This window comes from Leptospira sanjuanensis, assembly GCF_022267375.1.
Taxonomy (GTDB): domain Bacteria; phylum Spirochaetota; class Leptospiria; order Leptospirales; family Leptospiraceae; genus Leptospira; species Leptospira sanjuanensis.
Genome location: NZ_JAIZBH010000001.1, coordinates 1,718,107 through 1,736,277, shown reverse-complemented (window position 1 = coordinate 1,736,277; position 18,171 = coordinate 1,718,107). Strand labels below are relative to the sequence as shown.

Sequence of the window (18,171 nt, the reverse complement as noted above, 5' to 3'; positions counted from 1 at the left end):
ATCCTCTCCAACGTTGGATGAGACGCTGGAATCTTCATAACATACCGACCGGGAAAAATACTTCCTGCGGTTCCTTTTTTCCCCGAAGCTGAAACATTCCCACTGCTTCGACGTTGATTTCGTGACGGATCGATTCGTACGTGAGCGAATCGATCAGTATATCATGACCCGTCGTTTTGGTCAATGCCTCGAGTCTGCTCGCAGTGTTCACTGCATCGCCTAACACGGTGTATTCCATGTGACGCGAGGAACCGATATTTCCGGCGAATACGTTCCCCGTGGAGATACCGATTCCCATGGCGACCGGCGTTTTTAATTTCGGATTTCTGCTTTCGTTAAATGCCCTCAGATACTCGCGGACTTGAAGCGCAAGACGGACACAATTCAACGTGTCCTCGTCTTCCGGAAACGGACAACCGAACGTGATCAAAAGTCCGTCGCCTAACAGTTTGTTGACGGAGCCTCCGTTGGCATATGTAAGATCCATAAGTCCGGTAAAGAGTTCGCTTAAAAAAGCCGCGAACTCGTTCGGATGAAGTTGTTCCGCGATTCCGGTGGAATTACGAACGTCGCAGAACAACATCGTTGCCTGAACGTTCTTGCCTTCGAGTTCCGTTTGTCTTCGCTCGTCGACGAGATAATCCACCAAATTTTCCGGAAAATATTTTTCCAAAAGACGTTTCGCTTGTTCGACATCCTCCATACGTTTGCTGAGTTCTTCCGATTTGGCGTGCAATTCGCTGATATCTCTCAGAGTAAAAACGCATCCTTGGGAAGAACCGTTCACGTCGTGGATCGGAGCGATCGTACAGATCACGGGAATACTCCTTCCATTGGAACCCGAAAGAATCGCGTGCTCGAATACGAAAGGAGAATGATTGATCGAGGCGTAGGAGATCAGGTTTTCGATAACGGCTCCTTTATCGTCTCGGAGATTCATCACCTCGTCGACGATTCTTCCTCGGACACTCCTTTCTTCCATGCCCAAAAGAGAAGCCGCAACCGGATTTAAGAACTTAACTTTAGAAACGGAATCCGTCGCGATCACTCCGTCGCCTATGGAACTCAACGTGGTGGTAAACCAGCTCGCGTCTTCCCGAAACCGTCTTTCCATCTTATGACGGTATAAGCACATCTCCACCGTGATCTCGAGTTCTCGAACGTTTACCGGCTTGAGAATATAACCGAAGGGTTCGGTAACACGCGCTCTGCGAAGCGTTCCCTCGTCGCTGTGCGCGGTGACATAGATGACCGGAACGTCCAAAACTTCCTTCAACTTAACGACGGTTTCCACGCCGTCTATGAAACCCGTACCCAATACGATATCGATCAGAACCAGATCGGGTTTTATCATACGCGCCATCTGAAGCGCCTTTTCGCCGTTAGTCGCCACTCCGATGGAGGAATAACCGATTTTTTGAAGAAACTCCTGAATGTCTCTGGCTACGATCCGTTCGTCTTCTACGATCAGAATTTTGGAGGCCCGCGAAACCTTATTCTGGAGATCCAACATACTACGACCGCCGTTCACAAAGAATCGTCTTACGGATTCGATACGAACGTGGAAAAGAAAAGAACAAAAGCGGAATATCGAAAGGATACGTTTTCGATCCAATTCTGTTTTGCATCGTCAAAACCTGCTTATCGTTCGTAACGAGCTGAAGGCGATCGAGGTTCGATTCGTCTCAGTAGCCTGAAACCCTGAATTTGCAACGCTTTGAAACTAAAGATCGACGACCTTTTCAGGTCTCGGTAGCTGTTGCGGCACACCGCCAGTACGGACTAACAGATTTTTTGACATTAGTCAACTAGTTATTTCCGGATCCTTAAAAATGAAAAAACGGAGAGATTGAGAACGGCGGTTCGATCCGTAACGATCGATATTTCATAAAAATTGAATGTAAGCTATAAAAGAAATAATTTCTTTGAAAACGGAGAATCCGTCCTTCTTCGGCTCCTTGATTCGTATACAAACCGCCTCGGGGATCTACGCATTGCTTTGAAGACGAAAACGTACGAAAACGAAACGAATCTCCTCTTTGTAAGCGGCAAAATCTTCTCGAAAAAAAAACGGGAATTCGAGAAACTTCCAAAGCGAGAAACCTGCAACCGGAGATTGCAAACGACGATGATCCATTTTGAACACAACCCGGCTTTAAAAACTTCCAAATCGACTTCCTCCAAAAATCCGCCCATCCTTTTCGCGCACGGCGCATGGCACGGGGCTTGGTGTTGGAAAGAGAATTTTATCCCCTATTTTCAAAAAGCGGGGTACGACGTTTATACTTTGGATATGAGAGGACACGGAAAAAGTTCGAACCGAGGCGGATCTTTTCGCTGGCATTCGATCCGAAACTATGTTCAAGACGTCCAAGAGGTTCTAAGTCAACTGCCCGAACCTCCGATCTTGATCGGACATTCGATGGGCGGTTTGGTCGTTCAAAAAGTATTAGAAAATACGCATGTTCCCAAGGCGGTACTGCTTGCAAGCGTTCCTCCGCACGGGGTCTTCAAGATCACGCTCGAAATTCTACTCAAATACCCGATCAAATTCCTGAAGGTTTTGATGACCTTGTCCCTTCTCCCCGTCGTCGAAAATCCCAACATCGGAAGAAAGCTATTCTTTTCCAAATCGATCAGCGATGAAAAAGCGCTTCGCTATGCTTCTCGGATGCAGGACGAATCCTTTCTTGCGTTTTTGGATATGCTGGTTCTCACCCTCCCGAAACCGAAAAAGGTAAAAACACCTCTCCTCGTTCTCGGAGGAGAAAAGGACCGGTTTTTCGCACCGTGGGAAGTGAAACGAACGGCTAACGCGTATCAGGCGGAATTCGAAGTATTTCCCGGAATGGGTCACAACATGATGCTCGACGAGGGTTGGGAAAAAGTCGCACGAAGAATCGACTCGTATCTTTCCGATTCCTTCGCGAACTCCGAGAGCGCCGTTCAAGAGGACGGACAAAACGGTTCGAAAGGAATATCGAAAAAGAACGCCTCAACCGTTTCTTCCAAGAAGAAGGTCGGCGCGAAAAAAAAGATACCCTCCAAAAAAAGAAAAACGAAATGACAACAGTCGATTGCGGTTACACGTTATCCGTCACCGACGCCTTCGATTCTGCGATGGCTTTTGCAAATTCCGCAAGCGCGTTTTGAAACGTTTCGATCGTATCTTCTCCGATCAGTTCGTCGTTTTCATTTACCTTTCTGCGCGCCACGGGAACCGGAAACGAAGCCTTTTCGACAATATGTGTGTTCATCACTTTTAGAGTCGTGAGAAGAGAAGCATGCGCTTTTTCCCCGCCGGAATAGGCAGGCGAGGAACTGAGCGCCATCACGGGTTTATTTACGTATTCTCCCGAACCGACGACCCAATCCAAAGAGTTTTTCAAAACGCCGGGGATTCCGTGCGCGTATTCCGGGGTGCAGATCAAAACCCCGTCAGCGTTGTTCAGAGCTTCCCTGTAACGCAGCACAACTTCGGGAGAATTCTCGCCGTCCCGATCCGGGGAAAAAAACGGAAGATCGTCTAACTGCGTATAGGTGATAAACTCCATATCCGAAGGTGCGACTTTGGCGATCGCACGAAGAAGAGAAGAACTGGTTGCCTGGGAACGAAGACTTCCCGAAATAGAAAGGATTTTCATAGCGTAACACTTAGAGCGTTTTGTCCGCCGGTTTGGAATAAAAAAATTTCCTATTTTTCGAGTTCTTTTTTAGAGAAGAATGATTCGAAACGTGGTACCAATGTTGACCTTGCTTTCCACCTCGATCCGTCCGCCCATCGCTTCCACTTGATTTTTGGTGATAAACAAACCGATTCCTTTCGCATCGCGGTTATTGTGAAAGGTTTTGTACATCCCGAAAAGTTTATCCCCGTTTTTATTCATGTCGATTCCGAGCCCGTTGTCGGCGATGCTGAGCACCAGGCGATTCTTTTCGTAAGCCGCGCTGAGAATGATTTCCGGAACTCGGTCCGGATGTCTATATTTCACCGCATTCGTTAAGAAGTTCAAAAGAATACTTTCCATATAAGAGGGGTTGCATCGAACTCGAATCGAATCCGAAACCAGATTTTTGATCTGAACCTGATACTTTTGGATTTCTCCGCCGATCGTTCGAGTGGCCTTATCGACGTATTCCCGCAAAACGATTTCCGTATTCTGAAGATTTTTGTTCGTTTGAATCGAAACGACCTCGTTCAAATTCAGAATCGTATCCATCAAACTGTCCGAGGCTTTCGTGATATATCGAACGACTTCCTGCCGTTCTTCTTCGCTTTCCGACTCTTCCAGAATCGTCAAAAGCATGGTGATATTTCCGGCGTGAGAACGGAGATTGTGCGAAACTATATGAGCGAAATTTAATAATCGCTCGTTCTGATCGTTCATAATGTCTAGGGTTCTCTGCAACGCGAGTTCCCTCTGCTTTTGATCGTTGATGTTTTGGAACGTTCCGGAAACACGGATACATTTACCGTTCAGATATTCGGGTTTTCCTACCGAACGGGTCCAAACAAGATTTCCCTTTGCCGTCACGATTTCGATTTCGAGATCGAAAGGTTTTCCGGTCCGTATCGATTCCTCCAGTTTGTCGGCCGCTCGTTTGCGTTCCTTTTCGTTTTTATAAAAACGCGCACCCTCGTTTCCGGGAACGTAATCTTCCGGAACTTCGAAGATGGCCTTGGTCACCTTGCTCCAAATCCGAGTGTTGTTTTCCAGATCCAATTCCCAAGAACCGATCTGCGCCGCCTCGTTGGTTCGCGTAAGAATCTCCTCGAGTTTGCTTCTTTCAAATTCCTTCTTTTTGAGAGCGGTGATATCGGCGGTATACATGAGAATGCCGCCGACTACGTTCTGCGAAACATACCAGGGTCTTACTTCCCAGATGATCCACTGAACCGATCCGTCCAAACGGACAAAGGATTCCTCTTCCTTTCGCATCACCTTGCCCTGCAGACATTCCTGATGAATCCGTTTCCAATCGTCACCGATTTCCGGAAAGATTTCGTAGTGCGAACGGCCGATGATTTCGATTCCTCCGAGACGGTAATCGGTCAACCATTGTTGAGAAGCCGCCATATAACGCATGTTCGTATCGAACATCGCGATCGCGGATGGAGCCTTTTCGATAAAGACCTTGTTGAGTTCATAACTTTCTTTTAATGCGATTTCCGCGTTCTTGTGTTTGGTGATGTCCCAATTCGTTCCGAGCATTCGAAAGGGTTTTCCGGAAGCAAGACGTTGAACGATCGCGATGGCTTTGATATGATGCACCGAACCGTCCGGCCAAACGACCCGAAACTGAGTGTCGAACTCCTTTTCACCCGATACGGCCTGTTTGAATTCGAGCATACAGCGTTCTTTGTCATCCGGATGCAGACTCCTTTCCCAATCCGCGACGGCGCCGAGATAGTTTTCCGGTCTGATTCCATAGAGATCGAACATCGTGTCATCCCATTCAACCTTCCCGTCAATCAAATCGAAATCCCAAATACCGACTCTCGCCGTACGCGTAGCCAGCGCAAGCCGGTCCACGGTATGCTGCAGTTCGGTTTCAATCCTTTTGGATTTAGTAACGTCGAAATAGGTGCCGATCATCAAGACCGGCCTTCCCTTCAGATCCACTTCCACTACCTTACAAGTGCATTTAAACCAAACGATACTTCCGTTCTTATGAAGAAAACGGATGTCCGCCTCGTAAGGATGACTTACTTCCGTCTTTAAATAATCATCGAACTCGTTTCGGATCGGGCCCAGATCTTCGGGAACGATATGCGATTGCCATGTGCGGATCGAATCTTCGAGTTCTTCCTCCCGATAACCGAGCATTCCTTTCCAAGCAGGACTTAGGTAACTGGTGCCATCGACAAAGTTTTTCTCCCAATAACCTGCATGCGCCTGTTCTAGAATCGTTTGAAGAATATGAATCATAATAAGATAGGCATTCCGACCGCCTTTGATCAGAATGGAATGTGTAACGCGCTATATTTTGAACAAAACTCCGCCCTCGGTCAAGCTCAAAAGAACGAACACGTTCTTAGAAACGAATCTTTGAACCGATAAAGGAAGAATTCTCCCGATCCAAGGAATGAAAGAACACGATTTGACAAAAACGGATTCGAACCCAAACAGTTCCGAAAGAATCTTGGAAATTTATTTCCAAGCCGAGCAAGAATGAGTCAGGGACAAAAAAGAAAATCGGATTCGCCTTTCCAGAATTCGATCGACCCGGGATACGGATTTTAAATCCGTGAAAAGAAAACCCGTATTAAGAAATCTTCATTTTATAATTCCGGAGAACATCGTCCGTATTCCAGGAAGATATGTTACAATTTTTGAATGTTTTTACGAACGGTTCGCTCCACGTTTATCGTTTCGATTTTTCGGCGGATGAGGACGCACGTTTTACGGACGACCTCGAACGTCGATCGACGGACTTCTCCAAAAAAAGAAGTCTGACGTCCTTCGAGCCGAGCGATCGGCCGTCTTGGGATTTGATCTCTATCTTTTGAATCGGTTTCCGATTGCGTTCGTCCACGAGAATCTGACTCAGTTCCTTTTTATCGAAGAGATATTTTTCCCCCCATTGTCTGAGAGATACAAGAATCGGAAACAGATCCCTTCCCTTATCCGTGAGCGCATATTCCTGATACGCGCTTCCGTCGCCGGCCGGAACGATTTCTAAAATTCCGTCGGCGACGAGCTTTTGAAGTCTCGAACTCAGAATATTCTTGGCAAGCCCCAGACTTTTTTCGAACTCACCGAATCTGCGTTTGCCTAAAAACGCATCGCGAAGAATGAGAAGAGACCACCATTCTCCGATCGAAGAAAGGGACCTTGCGATCGGGCAATCGTCTTCCTCAAGATTTTTGCGTTTCACAACAAGGCCTCCTCGAATCCGAATCTACGTTGAATCTTGTAAATCGCTTCCTACTTGGCAAGATAAATCGGCGCACCCGCCGGCAAACTGCTCGCACCTCCATCCACGATGATCTCAGCTCCTTGCACATACGAAGAATCGTCCGATGCGAGAAAGGCGACCACGTTTGCGATCTCGTCCACATTGCCCACTCTTCGTAAAGGAATGGAAGCGGTCAGACCGGAAAGCCTTGCCTCCGCGGATTCGGAACTTCCCCAGATAGGAGTTTTCGTAGCGCCGGGAACGACTGTGTTAATGCGAATTCCTTTCGGACTCAACTCCGCGGCTAGAGACCTTGCCATAGCGCGCACACCCGCCTTGCTCGCAGCGTACGCGCTCACGCCGGCGGCTCCGAGAGTACTGATGACGGAACCGTTCAGCACGATCGAAGAACCTCGTTTGAGAAGAGGAAGCGAGGATTGGATCGTAAGAAAAACTCCCGTAACATTCACGCTCAGCACCTCTTCGAAAGTCGCTTCGTTCGTATGACCTGCGGGCGTCGGCTTCATGATTCCCGCGTTCGCAAACACTACGTCCAACTCCCCGAATTCTTCCCGAATCGATTGAAAGAGCGCTTCTCTTTGATCGTGATCGACCACGTCCGCACGGATCGCCCTTGCCTTTGGTCCCAATTCTTGAACCGCCGCGTCCAAAGTATTTTGATCTCTTCCGGTAATGATTACGTTCGCGCCTTCCGTAACGAATAACTTTGCAGTCGCCAATCCGATACCGCTGTTGCCGCCCGTAATCAAAACTTTCTTATCCTTGAATCTCATGATGTTTTCTCCCGATTCTGGTTTAATAACAAAACTACATTATCTTGGACCGATTCTGGTTTAATATTGCAACCACTTTTTAACTAAAAATTCGAAAAAAACGGAGCCCCTGAAATAAAAAAAGGAGAAGAAACGCTTTCGGCGGCGCCTCCTCTCCTTCCGAATTTTCATTTTTTGAAACTCGATTCGTTTTCAAAAAAACGAACGGAGTTTTCCGTTTTCGTATTATCGGATCTCGTTTACTCCCACGCCCGTTTTTTCGGCCAACTTGGTTCCGTATTCGGGATCGCAGCGATAGAAATGTTTTACGTTTGCGACGATCAAACCTTTCGGCAAACCCTTCATCGTGGAAGCGATTGTGGAAGTCAGTCGTTCCCGTTCTTCGGGCTTCATCATCCGATACAAATCCCCCGCTTGCGTATAATCGTCGTTTTCTTTGTGAGAATCATAACGATCCGCATCGCCGGAAATTTTCAGCGGAGGTTCCGCATACGAAGAATCCTGAACCGGTCCTTCAAATCCGTTCGGCTCGTAGTTGTCGTAGTTTCCGTCGGATTGAAATTGAACGCTTCCGTCTCTGTGATATGCGTTCACGGAATTTCTCGGTCTGTTCACCGGAAGTTGTTGGTATTGAACCCTCAAACGATATCTCTGTGCATCCGGATAAGCGAACAATCTTCCCTGCAGCATTTTATCGGGAGAAGCTCCGATTCCGGGAGGCATGTTCGAAGGAGAGAACGCGGCTTGTTCCACTTCTTCGAAGTAATTTTTAGGATTCGCGTTCAGCTCCAACACTCCGACTTCGATCAAAGGATAATCCTTGTGAGACCAGACCTTGGTCAGATCGAAAGGATTGAACTTATACGTTTCCGCTTCCTTTTCCGGCATGATCTGAACGCAGAACTTCCATTTCGGAAATTTTTTCCGTTCGATCGCTTCGAACAGATCTCTCGTCGCGTAATCGGGATCGGTTCCGGCTAACGCGGCCGCTCTTTCTCCGCTTAGATTTTTGATTCCCTGCATCGATTTGAAATGAAACTTCACCCAAAAACGTTCTCCCGTAATATTCCAAAGTCCGAATGTATGACTTCCGTATCCGTTCATGAAACGATAGCCGTCCGGAATTCCTCTGTCACCGAAAAGAATCGTCATCTGATGCAGGGCTTCGGGAGCCTTGGCCCAATAGTCCCACATACGGAACGTATTCTTATAACCCGTGACCGGATCTCTTTTTTGAGAATGGATGAAGTCCGGAAATTTCAGAGGATCTCTTTCAAAGAATACGGGAGTGTTGTTACCCACAAGATCCCAGATTCCTTCTTCGGTATAAAACTTGATCGCAAACCCTCTCGGATCCCTTTCCGTATCCGCCGAACCCTTCTCGCCCGCCACGGTGGAAAATCGAAGGAACAACGGAGTTTGTTTTCCCGCCTTTGAAAAAACGGAAGCTCTTGAATATTTCGAAAGATCGTTTGTGATCGTCAATGTTCCGTACGCGCCCGCGCCTTTTGCGTGAACGACTCGTTCCGGAATTCTTTCCCGATTGAAATGCGCGAGCTTTTCGATGAGATGCGTGTCCTGAATCAGAAGCGGACCTCGCGGACCCGCGGAAACGGAATGTTGGTTTTGTGCGACCGGATGACCCCCGGCCGTGGTAAGAGTTTTTCGGCTCATTGTTTTACTCCTTGTATGGTTTGAAAAAGATAGATGATCCAGGATTTAAGAAAGGTTCCGAAACGCACCAAACGGCCGTTCGTCGATACTTCGCTTAACAATTCCGCAACTTCGGTACGACCGAACAGATTCGCAAATTGCAAGGCGGTTTGACCTTTCGGATTTCGATAATTCTTATCCGTCCCGCTTCCAGAAGAACCCGAACGATTTCGATATGACCCTTGAAGGCGGCTCCCATCAGGATCGAATTTCCGGCCGCGTCCGTTGCGTTCACGTCCGCGCCTTTGGAAATCAAAAATCGGGTCGCTTCCTCCCTTCCATTGTAAGCGGCTAACATCAGTAAGGTGTAACCCTTAGAGTCCGCTTCGTCGATGTGCGATTCGAAGCGCAGGTTACGCGCTAAGCCGACCACATTTCCGTTCCTCGCGAAATCGAAACAAGGATGGGGCGCCTTTCTACTGCTCCGGTAAGCAAGCCAAGCCTCGGAAAATTCGGACAAAGCTTCCGGAGAAAAGTGGCTTTCGCAGCTTTCTGCGGATTGGTTTTGAACTGAAGATTTCATGTTAAACTGCCTTAAATTCAAGAATACATCGTAAATTTTCATTTTTTAAATAAATTCTTAATTTAGACTAATTCTAAAACAGATTAAAATTAGCTCAAGTCTTTTTTTAGAATTAGTCTAAATTAGTGACAAAAATCAAGGCCCGTGAGAGATTGATCTTATGAAGGATTCGTACGAGAGAAGCAAAAAGATTCTGGAAAACGCGGGAATCAATGTGACGGTTCAAAGACTACAGATGGCAAATCTGCTTTTGTCCGAGCCGCAACATTTGACCGCGGATCAGGTGTTTCAATTGGTAAACGAACACATGCCCAACGCTTCCCGCGCTACTATATTCAATAATCTGAAACTGTTTGCGGAAAAGGGAATCGTGAATCTTCTCGAGTTGAAGTCGGGAATCACTTTATACGATTCGAACGTCGGCAATCATCATCACGCGGTCGACGAGGATACGGGAGAAATTTTCGATATCGATCTGGATTCTAAACTGGAAGAAAGAATTCTTTCCGAACTCAAACGTGACTTCGAATTAAAAACCGGCAGCTCCTTGGAAGATTGCAATCTGTTGATCACCCTCAAAGGAAAAAAGAAATAAGAATTACAAGTATTTTTCCTCGATCGTTGTCGGAACTTTGATTGGACGTCCGGTTCGATCTTGGACCGTATGTCGCTCTAGGTTCGTTTATTTCAAGCCATTCGATTTTCGAGCTTTCTGGAAAATGTAGGATCTCATACGAAAGATCGCCTTGCAGAAGAAGGAGTTCCCACATTTGTATGTTCTCGCCTACAACCCAAATCCCTGGATAAACGGTTTCTATCCTGAACAAATGTAGGATCTCATACAAAATGAGGATATCGGAGGAATTCCCTTCCCTTTTTCATCCAAATTGAAGACCAAATTCGGAAAGTTTCTTCATTCTTTGCCGACTTATGTCCTGAAATTTCTTATGGAATTTCATAAATTCTCCGATTCTAGAAACACTGAGGAGAAAGTGAATGTTACGAGGAATGTATACGGGCGCGAACGGGATGATTATCCAGCAAACGAGAATGGACGTGATTTCAAACAATCTCGCTAACGTCGACAAGACCGCCTTTAAAAGAGACACCACGGTTTTTAAGACATTTCCCGAACTACTGCTCCACCGATTCGACGAAGACGGAGTCGGCAAGGTGCCTATGGGTTCCTTCGACACTGCACCGGTAGTCGGCAAACTCGGATTAGGCGGAGAAGTGAACGAAGTCTATACTCGTTTCGAACAAGGAGCCGTTAAAAAAACGGAGAATCCTTTCGATCTTATGCTACAAGATAAACCCGGCAACGAACACCCGGCATTCTTCAGCGTGATGACGAACCGAGGCGAACGTCTTTCTCGAAGCGGAGCTTTCATCATGGACACGAACGGTTATCTCGTAACCCCGCAAGGCTTTCCCTTGATGGGAGAGAACGGTCCGATCCGGGTCGCTCGCGGTAATTTTTTAATCAAGGAAAACGGCGAAGTCTGGATCAACGGCGAAATCGGAAACGATCCCGTAAACGGAACTTCCATTGAGAAGAACCGTTTTGAAACTCCCGTTCTTTTGGATAAAATCAAAATCCGTACCGTCGAAAATCCGCGCCACTTGGATAAAGAAGGGGATTCTTTTTATGCCGATACCCCCGAGTCCGGCGAGCCCGTTCCTTTTGATCTTAAAGACGAACCTTCGGTGTTACAAGGTTACCTAGAAGCGTCTAACGTGAGCGTTGTTACGGAGATGGTGGAAATGATCGAAGTCAACCGTTCTTACGAAGCGAATCAAAAGACGGTTCAGACGCAGGACAGCTTGCTCGGTAAACTCATCAATGAGGTTCTAAGGTAAATATCCTTTCAGGAGAAAACCAACCGCTGGACCCGACGGTCCTCCGGTTTTCCCCTGAACAGATCCCCACCTCACCCCTCTTCGTTGATCAGAACCCTCAACATCATCCACAACACTTCTAACACTCCGAGCATCATCACACTTACTCAAATAGTCCTGATATACATTCTCACAAATTACATCCAACCCAAAGACCTGAGCATTCTTGAGAAAGGAAAACTCATTCAAATACAACGTTGAGTTCTCCGGTTTAACATCCTCAATCGAGCGGGATTCGTGAGAGATTCCATTTTACTTGCAAGATTGAATTACTGAATCAGATTTCATCCGTTGCGGCCTCTCTTTTGATTTCAAGACCTTGATCGGACCATGTTAAGAATTGATAATTCCGGTTCCGCACCAAATACTCCAAACTACCCATATTTTTACCTTGTAACAAAGTCAGCAATCGATCGACGACATTGTGATGAGCCCAGACTGCGATTACTTCGAGGTCTTTTGCTTCCTCAAACGTACAATCGAATGGGGTACTATCGCGAATCTTTCGTATTGTACCGCTCTGTAAATCGACCGTAACTTTCCAAGCCAGTTCATAGTATTCGGAAGGACAATCGCCGACGCCGACTTTTTCCCATCTGCCTTTACGGGGAGCAGAACGGAAAACTACCACACAAAATGCAACGGGTAAATTTAATATATCATGGATGCTCAGTTCTTTTTTCGTGGATATTTTAAAAAAACGCGTTTCATGATTCGGAACACATTGACAATAACCGTGATTTCCATTCTCCAACGGAAATTTAAAAATAAAACCCGGCTTTTGAACGATTCTTTTCATTTTTCATTCTAAATTCATTTCGGTCGTTTTGATACTGTAAGCACGGAAAAGACCGGCCTTTTCTCCCCGCAAAATAAGTGAACCGTCGCCAAGCGGGTGTCATAGCAAATTTTGTTTTGGACGCATTTTACGGAGCGAACGATTCGTTTATGCGAAAGAAGCTGAACTCCGCGCTTTGATTGCTCCGATTATTTTTTTCGCAGGTTCGTATTCGGGATCGATGGCGATCAATCGACCTAAGAGACAATTCACTCGATCCAATTCTCCCGTTCGATAATAGATCTTCGTCAAATTCATCAGACTCTTTTTGCTATTCGGACGACGGTAATGATAACATTCCCCGAGATCGGCCGCAAGTTCTAGATTGTTGATCTTTCGATTGCAGATCGAAGCTATCAAAAATAACGTATCGTGATCTGGATAAGCCTGTATCTGCTCCTGTGCGATCTTAGCTGCGGCTCCAAAGTCCCGCCGTTCCAATGCAAGGTGAAGCATACGACGATTCGTTATGTATTCCGGCCTTATTCCGTTGCGAAATCCGTTCGAAGATTTCTTTTCGCCTTCATAGGAAATCCGCATCAAACTGAAATCGTCTACGAGATCCCCTTGCGCGATCAGAAAATTTTTGATGCCGGTCAAATTTCCCCTGCCGTCTTGCACCGCATTGAGAAAGAGCTGCGTATCCCAGTTCATTTCCAGTCTATCGGCCGCCTTTTTTTTGAGGGAAATATCATCGCGACCGTCGGAACCGATAATGATCGTATCTCCGGGCTGCAACAAAAAAGTTTTCAGAGTGAAAACGTTTTCGACGCAATCATGATAGTGATGTTCTCCCCCGTCTTGAATGACTCGATCGATGATCGGCATTCCCAACTTGCGGATATTCAACTCATCTTCCAAATAGACCGCTTCTCCTCCGCGATAAAGAACCGTCCACGGATGTTCCGCATTGATATAGTATAAGAAGCCTCGTTCTTCATCCACGAGTCCGAAGACCATCGACATAAACATGGAACCGTCGAAGGACTCGAAAATTTTTTGAAAATCAAGATAACAGGATTTGATCCATTGCTCCGGATAATGCAGTTGATTTCGTTTCGATTTGTTTCTCGCTAAACAAGAGCGAAATACGCTGCCCATGATGATCGCACCGGCCGCTCCTTGCAAAGATTTTCCCATCGCGTCTCCGTTCAGAAACGTTGTGTAATTCTTTCCACGCAAAGTGATTCGATCGGAAATACAAATGTCGCCTCCGATTTCATGGATCTGATCCTTATAATGAAACTTCTTTCTCTGCTCGATCAAAGATTCGACTCGCACCGGACCCGGATGCGCCTTGATCTGACTCAAAGGATTGCTCAAATAGCTGATCAGAAAATAATCCTGCTCCTGTAGTTCCTTCGCTTTCGTAACTTCTCCTAACGCTTCGGACAATTGATTGGATTTCCGAGAGATCGTAGTAAGCAGATAGTAGACGGTGGCCGATACGATTCCTCCGATGGCGACGATGTTCAGCGCGTAAAAGATATCCACGATTTTTTCGGGTAAACGATGGCCGGACGGATTTCCGATCAGGCTCGGTGAAAAGACGGAACCGATCACGACAAGCATGAATGCAAATCCCCAATAAAAAGCGTGACGCGCCCCTTGGTAGATAAACGTCGCGATTACGACCGGAAACATCCAGAGTATGACACCGCTTGCGTTTTGATATCCTCCCAATACCGTTTGCAAAGTCGGCGGCAATACGAAATACAATCCGAAACAGGTAATCATAAAAACCGAAAATCCTTCCGGTCCCTTGATCCAGTAATAAAGGAGAGTCAAAATCCCGCAGCCCGAATAGATAACGGGGATCAGAGCCGCCGCATGCAGATCATAAATCCAATACGTTACGGACCAAAACGGAACCATAAGAATCGTTACTCCGAACAAGATAACAAGAGAACGTCGCTTTAATTCTTGAGATGAATCCGTATGAATTGGAGATGACCGTACCATTACAAACTCCCGAGTGAAAGGTCTTTCTTCATCAAAGATAAACAGTTACCCGCAAATACGTGGCCGGTATCAAAACTCCGTCCGATTTGCTTTGATTCTGCCCGTTCGCAAGCTCGATCAGTCGACTTCTCAGCTCCTTCACTTTTCCGTTTTTTTCCGCGGCTTCAAACGCATTCATCGTAGGTCCGTAGAATCGACCGAGTAACTCGACAAGATCTTCCGGAGTTTTATCCGCCGATTGAAAGTTGTACGTATCTTTGATCATCGAAATTCTTTCGACAGGAACTCCGGCCTTTGCGAAATATTCTATAACGCGCGCTTCGACACCCCAAGTCATAGGACTCACAAAACCTTCCGGCGGCAACGGCAGATAGGAAGCGCTGATCGTCAGCAGTTGTGAAACGAAGGAAGTGGAATCGTTCGGAATCCAATTCCCCATCACGATACGACCTCCCGGTTTGGTAACCCGAACCATCTCGCTCGCTACGTCAAAGGGTCTGGGAGCGAACATTGCCCCGAAGACGGAAAGAATTAGATCGAACGAATGATCCGCAATCCCTTGCAGATTGCAGGCATCTCCTTCTTGAAACGTAAGCAGAGAAAGTCCCGCCTCGGCGGCTCTTTGATTTCCTGCTTTAACTAGATTCTCGGCTATATCGATTCCAAGAACTTGCGCGCCCGTCCTTGCAAGAGGGATCGCAGTCGTTCCGTCTCCGCAACCAAGATCCAATACGCGTGAAGGTCGTTGTATTGCAAGTGATTCGACTAACTCCTCACCGGATTGCCGCATAAATGCGGCAATCTCCGTAAAATCGCCCTTTTCCCATAAAGTTTTGTTCGGATTTTCCAATTTAGATCCTGAAGATTGTTGTATCATATATGCAAATCCTATTAAGTAGATTCGACGGCACTTCCGAACTTACGGCGCCGAGTAGATTCGGATTTCCGGATCAGCCTTAAGCAAGGGTTTCAAAGCCGTTACGATGTCCTTTGAGAAAAGGTCCGTAGTAAGATAGGCTTCCGCTTGTTTTCGGCTCGCAAAGACGTGCAAGACTTGTACATCTTCATCGCGCAGCAATAGCTCTTTCGATTTTGCGCCTGCGATTTGTTTGAGAAAGGGTTTTTTGAATTTTTCGTAAACTCCTCCTGCTGCGGCTCGATTGTTTGCGTCTACCTTTAAGGTGATTTCAAGATATGCCTTTTCCGCAAAGACAATCGTCGGCGACACGAGCAAGGTTCCGATGAGTAAAACAAAAATTGATTTACTCGTAATACGGGTTAATAATTGATTCATCTAAAGTTCTCCTTTATGCCTTGGATTATATTTGCAGTCGTCGAAAGCTCATTGTATAATTCTGCAAGGTCGAAAAAAAACTAACGGGCCTTTATCATGAAACTGGATTCAACACCGCTCGTACGTCAGGAAAGAATTTGCATTTGGGGGAGCCGTTGTATGTTTGCGGGCTATCTTCCGGATTTAACTCTGCGCCGCAGAGCGGCTGCAACGGTTTGTATCGGCTTAGACGAGGAATTTCAACTTTCTCTGAACGATTCGGATTGGATGAATTTTCGTTCCGTTTTGATTCCGCCGATGGTGGACCATTCCATTCGATTTTCAGGCGGATTTTGTGTTCTTCTTTTTATGGACTTAAGCAGTCCCAATTATGAATTTTTAAGAGCCTCCAACCAGGAAAAAGAAAATCAAGGAATCTTTATAACTCTGCAGGAAGAGAATCAACTCTTCGAGAAGATCAATCAGATCTTGGCGACGGACTCGGAAGAGTCGCTCGTGGAACTGTTGAATCAAATTCCTCCGTTATCCGACGACGAATCGCGGGTTATCGATGAAAGAATTCAAAAGATCGTCGATTTAATCACTTCGATGCCGCAGGAAGATCATTCAGCAAAAGATTTGGCGGAGATTGCGGGAATGTCCGTTTCCAACTTGGAGCACCAATTTAAAAAGGAAGTCGGCATTCCGTTTCATTCGTTTCGCACTTGGTTCCGTCTTAAATTGACCGTCTATTCGTTGTTACACGGAATGAGTCATACCGACGCGGCTCACCGCGCGGGATTTTTCGATTCGGCTCATTTTACGCGAACCTTCCGTTCTACGTTCGGCCTGCCCCCATCCGAAATCTTCAGAAGCACAAGGCAGTTGAAATCGTTCATAGAAGTTCCGGTGAGTTACACCGAATCTTGGTGATCGTAGTAAAAAAAGACCGCGTACATTGGCGAAGAATTCTTATTCGTAACTGAGGTACGTGGTCATCGTTCCTTTTCCTTTCACATCCACGGATCGGCTGAGTTCTATGTTGGATTTATCGCTCAACAATGCGTATGTAGTTTCCGAAATTTGAATTCTACCCGGGATTCCGTGCGATTCCAAGCGACTCGCGGTATTCACAGCGTCTCCCCAAAGGTCGTACGCGAATTTCTTTTTACCGATCACACCTGCAATCACCGGACCCGAATGAATCCCGATTCGAATTCTCAAAACTTTTCCGGAGGACGGATCCCGCATCGTCTTCGTGAACTTCTGCATCTCAATCGCCATCTGCATCGCGGCGTCCGCATGAGCCTCGTCCCAAATCGGAATTCCCGCAACGACCATATACGCGTCGCCGATCGTTTTGATTTTCTCCATCTTGTATTTCTCAGCGAGAGTATCAAAGTGAGAAAAGACTTCGTTTAGAAAATGTACCAATACCTCCGGCGACACTTGTTGTGAGATCACCGTAAAATTTTCGATATCCGCAAACAAGATTGAAACGCTTTGATAGCCGTCCGCGATCGTGGAAGGATTCCGTTTCAATCGATCCGCGATCGGAGCGGGAAGAATATTCAACAGAAGATTTTCCGCACGATCGTGTTCTTGTTTATTTTTAGAAATGAAATAGAACAAACTGAAGAACGTTAATGTGCCCGCTCCGACGATATTGATTACGAAGAACAAAATTCTAAGATTCGGTTCCACTTTCGGAGTCGGCAACCGCAGATAAAATTCCGCGAACCCGCTCAAAGCCAAAACAATCAGAAACGATCCGAACCATATGAGACCTTGCCGAATCGGAGCGAAGGAAAGGGCACCGAGAGGACAGAGAATCGCCCAGATGATTACGCCGCCCGAATTTTCAAATCCGCCTAAACTCAACTGCAACAGCACGGGAAGAATTAAAATAAAAAGAAACTGAAGAAATCGAAACGTTACGTATTTACCCGTGAGGAATACGAAGAACAAACTGAGTAAACTTAAAATCGCATACCATCCAGGAATCAGAGCCGATTGGGGAAATCCCAACCGGAAATAGAGAAAGCTCCACAGAAATCCGGCGACGGTGAAGGCTATCGAAAAAAGAATCAATCCGTTCTTGTGAAGTTTCTCGCGTTCCGCCGTTTGTGCATTCGATGACATATACCCTCGATAGACGATCAAAAAGATATTTCCGATACGATCTTCCAATAGAATAACCTTCGAAAAAACGGTCGCTTGTATAATACTGCAATCCGGCAAAAAAGTTTCAAGGAGAGAACTCTTCTTT

General features: G+C 46.3%; 15 protein-coding genes and 2 pseudogenes. 4 read left to right on the top strand and 13 right to left on the bottom strand.

The window, feature by feature from the left end; genetic code table 11:
- Positions 1-34: 34 nt before the first annotated feature.
- Entirely contained in the window at positions 35-1,513 is a 1,479-nt protein-coding gene (locus LFX17_RS07760; RefSeq protein WP_238729758.1) for an adenylate/guanylate cyclase domain-containing protein, read from the bottom strand.
- A 615-nt stretch (positions 1,514-2,128) separates the two neighbouring features.
- On the opposite strand from LFX17_RS07760, the gene LFX17_RS07755 reads away from it, so the two are divergent.
- Positions 2,129-3,067 carry an alpha/beta hydrolase gene (locus LFX17_RS07755; RefSeq protein WP_238745950.1) on the top strand — a complete coding sequence of 313 codons (939 nt, stop codon included), beginning with the start codon at positions 2,129-2,131 and terminating at the stop codon, positions 3,065-3,067.
- Between the two features lie 16 nt (positions 3,068-3,083).
- Here the strand turns inward: LFX17_RS07755 and LFX17_RS07750 are convergent, their stop codons facing one another.
- The 6 genes and pseudogenes from LFX17_RS07750 to LFX17_RS07725 all read right to left on the bottom strand — a co-directional run bounded on the left by LFX17_RS07750 (position 3,084) and on the right by LFX17_RS07725 (position 9,930).
- On the bottom strand, positions 3,084-3,644 hold the full coding sequence (locus LFX17_RS07750) for an NADPH-dependent FMN reductase (protein WP_238729756.1): 561 nt from the start codon (positions 3,642-3,644) through the stop codon (positions 3,084-3,086).
- Between the two features lie 69 nt (positions 3,645-3,713).
- On the bottom strand, positions 3,714-5,930 hold the full coding sequence (locus LFX17_RS07745; RefSeq protein ID WP_238745948.1) for a PAS domain-containing sensor histidine kinase: 2,217 nt from the start codon (positions 5,928-5,930) through the stop codon (positions 3,714-3,716).
- A gap of 436 nt (positions 5,931-6,366) precedes the next feature.
- Positions 6,367-6,879: a winged helix-turn-helix transcriptional regulator gene (locus tag LFX17_RS07740; protein ID WP_238745946.1), complete on the bottom strand. Its 513-nt coding sequence runs from the start codon at positions 6,877-6,879 to the stop codon at positions 6,367-6,369.
- Positions 6,880-6,929: 50 nt separating this feature from the next.
- Positions 6,930-7,694 (bottom strand): SDR family NAD(P)-dependent oxidoreductase, encoded by a 765-nt coding sequence (locus LFX17_RS07735; RefSeq protein ID WP_238745939.1) that lies wholly within the window; start codon positions 7,692-7,694, stop codon positions 6,930-6,932.
- 225 nt (positions 7,695-7,919) lie between these two features.
- The gene (locus LFX17_RS07730) at positions 7,920-9,368 is read right to left on the bottom strand and encodes a catalase (protein WP_238745937.1); all 1,449 of its coding nucleotides are present in this window, start codon (positions 9,366-9,368) and stop codon (positions 7,920-7,922) included.
- Positions 9,365-9,930: pseudogene (locus tag LFX17_RS07725) on the bottom strand (ankyrin repeat domain-containing protein). The gene LFX17_RS07730 and the pseudogene LFX17_RS07725 overlap by 4 nt, the downstream one beginning before the upstream one ends.
- A gap of 160 nt (positions 9,931-10,090) precedes the next feature.
- Here LFX17_RS07725 and perRA point away from each other — a divergent pair.
- Complete coding sequence (gene perRA, locus LFX17_RS07720; protein ID WP_238729750.1) at positions 10,091-10,525, top strand: peroxide-responsive transcriptional repressor PerRA; 435 nt, start codon at positions 10,091-10,093, stop codon at positions 10,523-10,525.
- 401 nt (positions 10,526-10,926) lie between these two features.
- A complete protein-coding gene (locus LFX17_RS07715; RefSeq protein WP_238745935.1) occupies positions 10,927-11,790 on the top strand; it encodes a flagellar hook-basal body protein in 864 nt (287 codons plus the stop codon).
- Here LFX17_RS07715 and LFX17_RS07710 read toward each other — a convergent pair.
- The 5 genes and pseudogenes from LFX17_RS07710 to LFX17_RS07690 form a co-directional block, all read right to left on the bottom strand.
- Positions 11,782-12,045 (bottom strand): annotated as a pseudogene (locus LFX17_RS07710) (MarR family transcriptional regulator); the annotation flags it as partial. The gene LFX17_RS07715 and the pseudogene LFX17_RS07710 overlap by 9 nt on opposite strands.
- A gap of 61 nt (positions 12,046-12,106) precedes the next feature.
- Entirely contained in the window at positions 12,107-12,628 is a 522-nt protein-coding gene (locus tag LFX17_RS07705; RefSeq protein WP_238745930.1) for an Imm26 family immunity protein, read from the bottom strand.
- A 147-nt stretch (positions 12,629-12,775) separates the two neighbouring features.
- Entirely contained in the window at positions 12,776-14,542 is a 1,767-nt protein-coding gene (locus tag LFX17_RS07700) for a PP2C family protein-serine/threonine phosphatase (RefSeq protein WP_238745928.1), read from the bottom strand.
- 118 nt (positions 14,543-14,660) lie between these two features.
- Positions 14,661-15,419: a class I SAM-dependent methyltransferase gene (locus LFX17_RS07695; RefSeq protein ID WP_238729746.1), complete on the bottom strand. Its 759-nt coding sequence runs from the start codon at positions 15,417-15,419 to the stop codon at positions 14,661-14,663.
- Between the two features lie 129 nt (positions 15,420-15,548).
- Positions 15,549-15,923, bottom strand: a complete 375-nt coding sequence (locus tag LFX17_RS07690) for a hypothetical protein (protein ID WP_238729745.1) — start codon at positions 15,921-15,923, stop codon at positions 15,549-15,551.
- A gap of 96 nt (positions 15,924-16,019) precedes the next feature.
- Here LFX17_RS07690 and LFX17_RS07685 point away from each other — a divergent pair, with 96 nt between their 5' ends.
- Complete coding sequence (locus LFX17_RS07685) at positions 16,020-16,835, top strand: helix-turn-helix domain-containing protein (RefSeq protein ID WP_238729744.1); 816 nt, start codon at positions 16,020-16,022, stop codon at positions 16,833-16,835.
- 39 nt (positions 16,836-16,874) lie between these two features.
- Here the strand turns inward: LFX17_RS07685 and LFX17_RS07680 are convergent, their stop codons facing one another.
- A complete protein-coding gene (locus LFX17_RS07680; protein ID WP_238745926.1) occupies positions 16,875-18,092 on the bottom strand; it encodes an adenylate/guanylate cyclase domain-containing protein in 1,218 nt (405 codons plus the stop codon).
- Between the last annotated feature and the right edge of the window lie 79 nt (positions 18,093-18,171).

Coding starts and splice junctions, on each gene's coding strand:
- LFX17_RS07745 (WP_238745948.1), bottom strand. CDS start 5,930: ATGATTCATATTCTTCAAACGATTCTAGAACAGGCGCATGCAGGTTAT.
- LFX17_RS07695 (WP_238729746.1), bottom strand. CDS start 15,419: ATGCGGCAATCCGGTGAGGAGTTAGTCGAATCACTTGCAATACAACGA.
- LFX17_RS07750 (WP_238729756.1), bottom strand. CDS start 3,644: ATGAAAATCCTTTCTATTTCGGGAAGTCTTCGTTCCCAGGCAACCAGT.
- LFX17_RS07730 (WP_238745937.1), bottom strand. CDS start 9,368: ATGAGCCGAAAAACTCTTACCACGGCCGGGGGTCATCCGGTCGCACAA.
- perRA (WP_238729750.1), top strand. CDS start 10,091: ATGAAGGATTCGTACGAGAGAAGCAAAAAGATTCTGGAAAACGCGGGA.
- LFX17_RS07760 (WP_238729758.1), bottom strand. CDS start 1,513: ATGTTGGATCTCCAGAATAAGGTTTCGCGGGCCTCCAAAATTCTGATC.
- LFX17_RS07755 (WP_238745950.1), top strand. CDS start 2,129: ATGATCCATTTTGAACACAACCCGGCTTTAAAAACTTCCAAATCGACT.
- LFX17_RS07735 (WP_238745939.1), bottom strand. CDS start 7,694: ATGAGATTCAAGGATAAGAAAGTTTTGATTACGGGCGGCAACAGCGGT.
- LFX17_RS07685 (WP_238729744.1), top strand. CDS start 16,020: ATGAAACTGGATTCAACACCGCTCGTACGTCAGGAAAGAATTTGCATT.
- LFX17_RS07690 (WP_238729745.1), bottom strand. CDS start 15,923: ATGAATCAATTATTAACCCGTATTACGAGTAAATCAATTTTTGTTTTA.
- LFX17_RS07705 (WP_238745930.1), bottom strand. CDS start 12,628: ATGAAAAGAATCGTTCAAAAGCCGGGTTTTATTTTTAAATTTCCGTTG.
- LFX17_RS07700 (WP_238745928.1), bottom strand. CDS start 14,542: ATGGTTCCGTTTTGGTCCGTAACGTATTGGATTTATGATCTGCATGCG.
- LFX17_RS07715 (WP_238745935.1), top strand. CDS start 10,927: ATGTTACGAGGAATGTATACGGGCGCGAACGGGATGATTATCCAGCAA.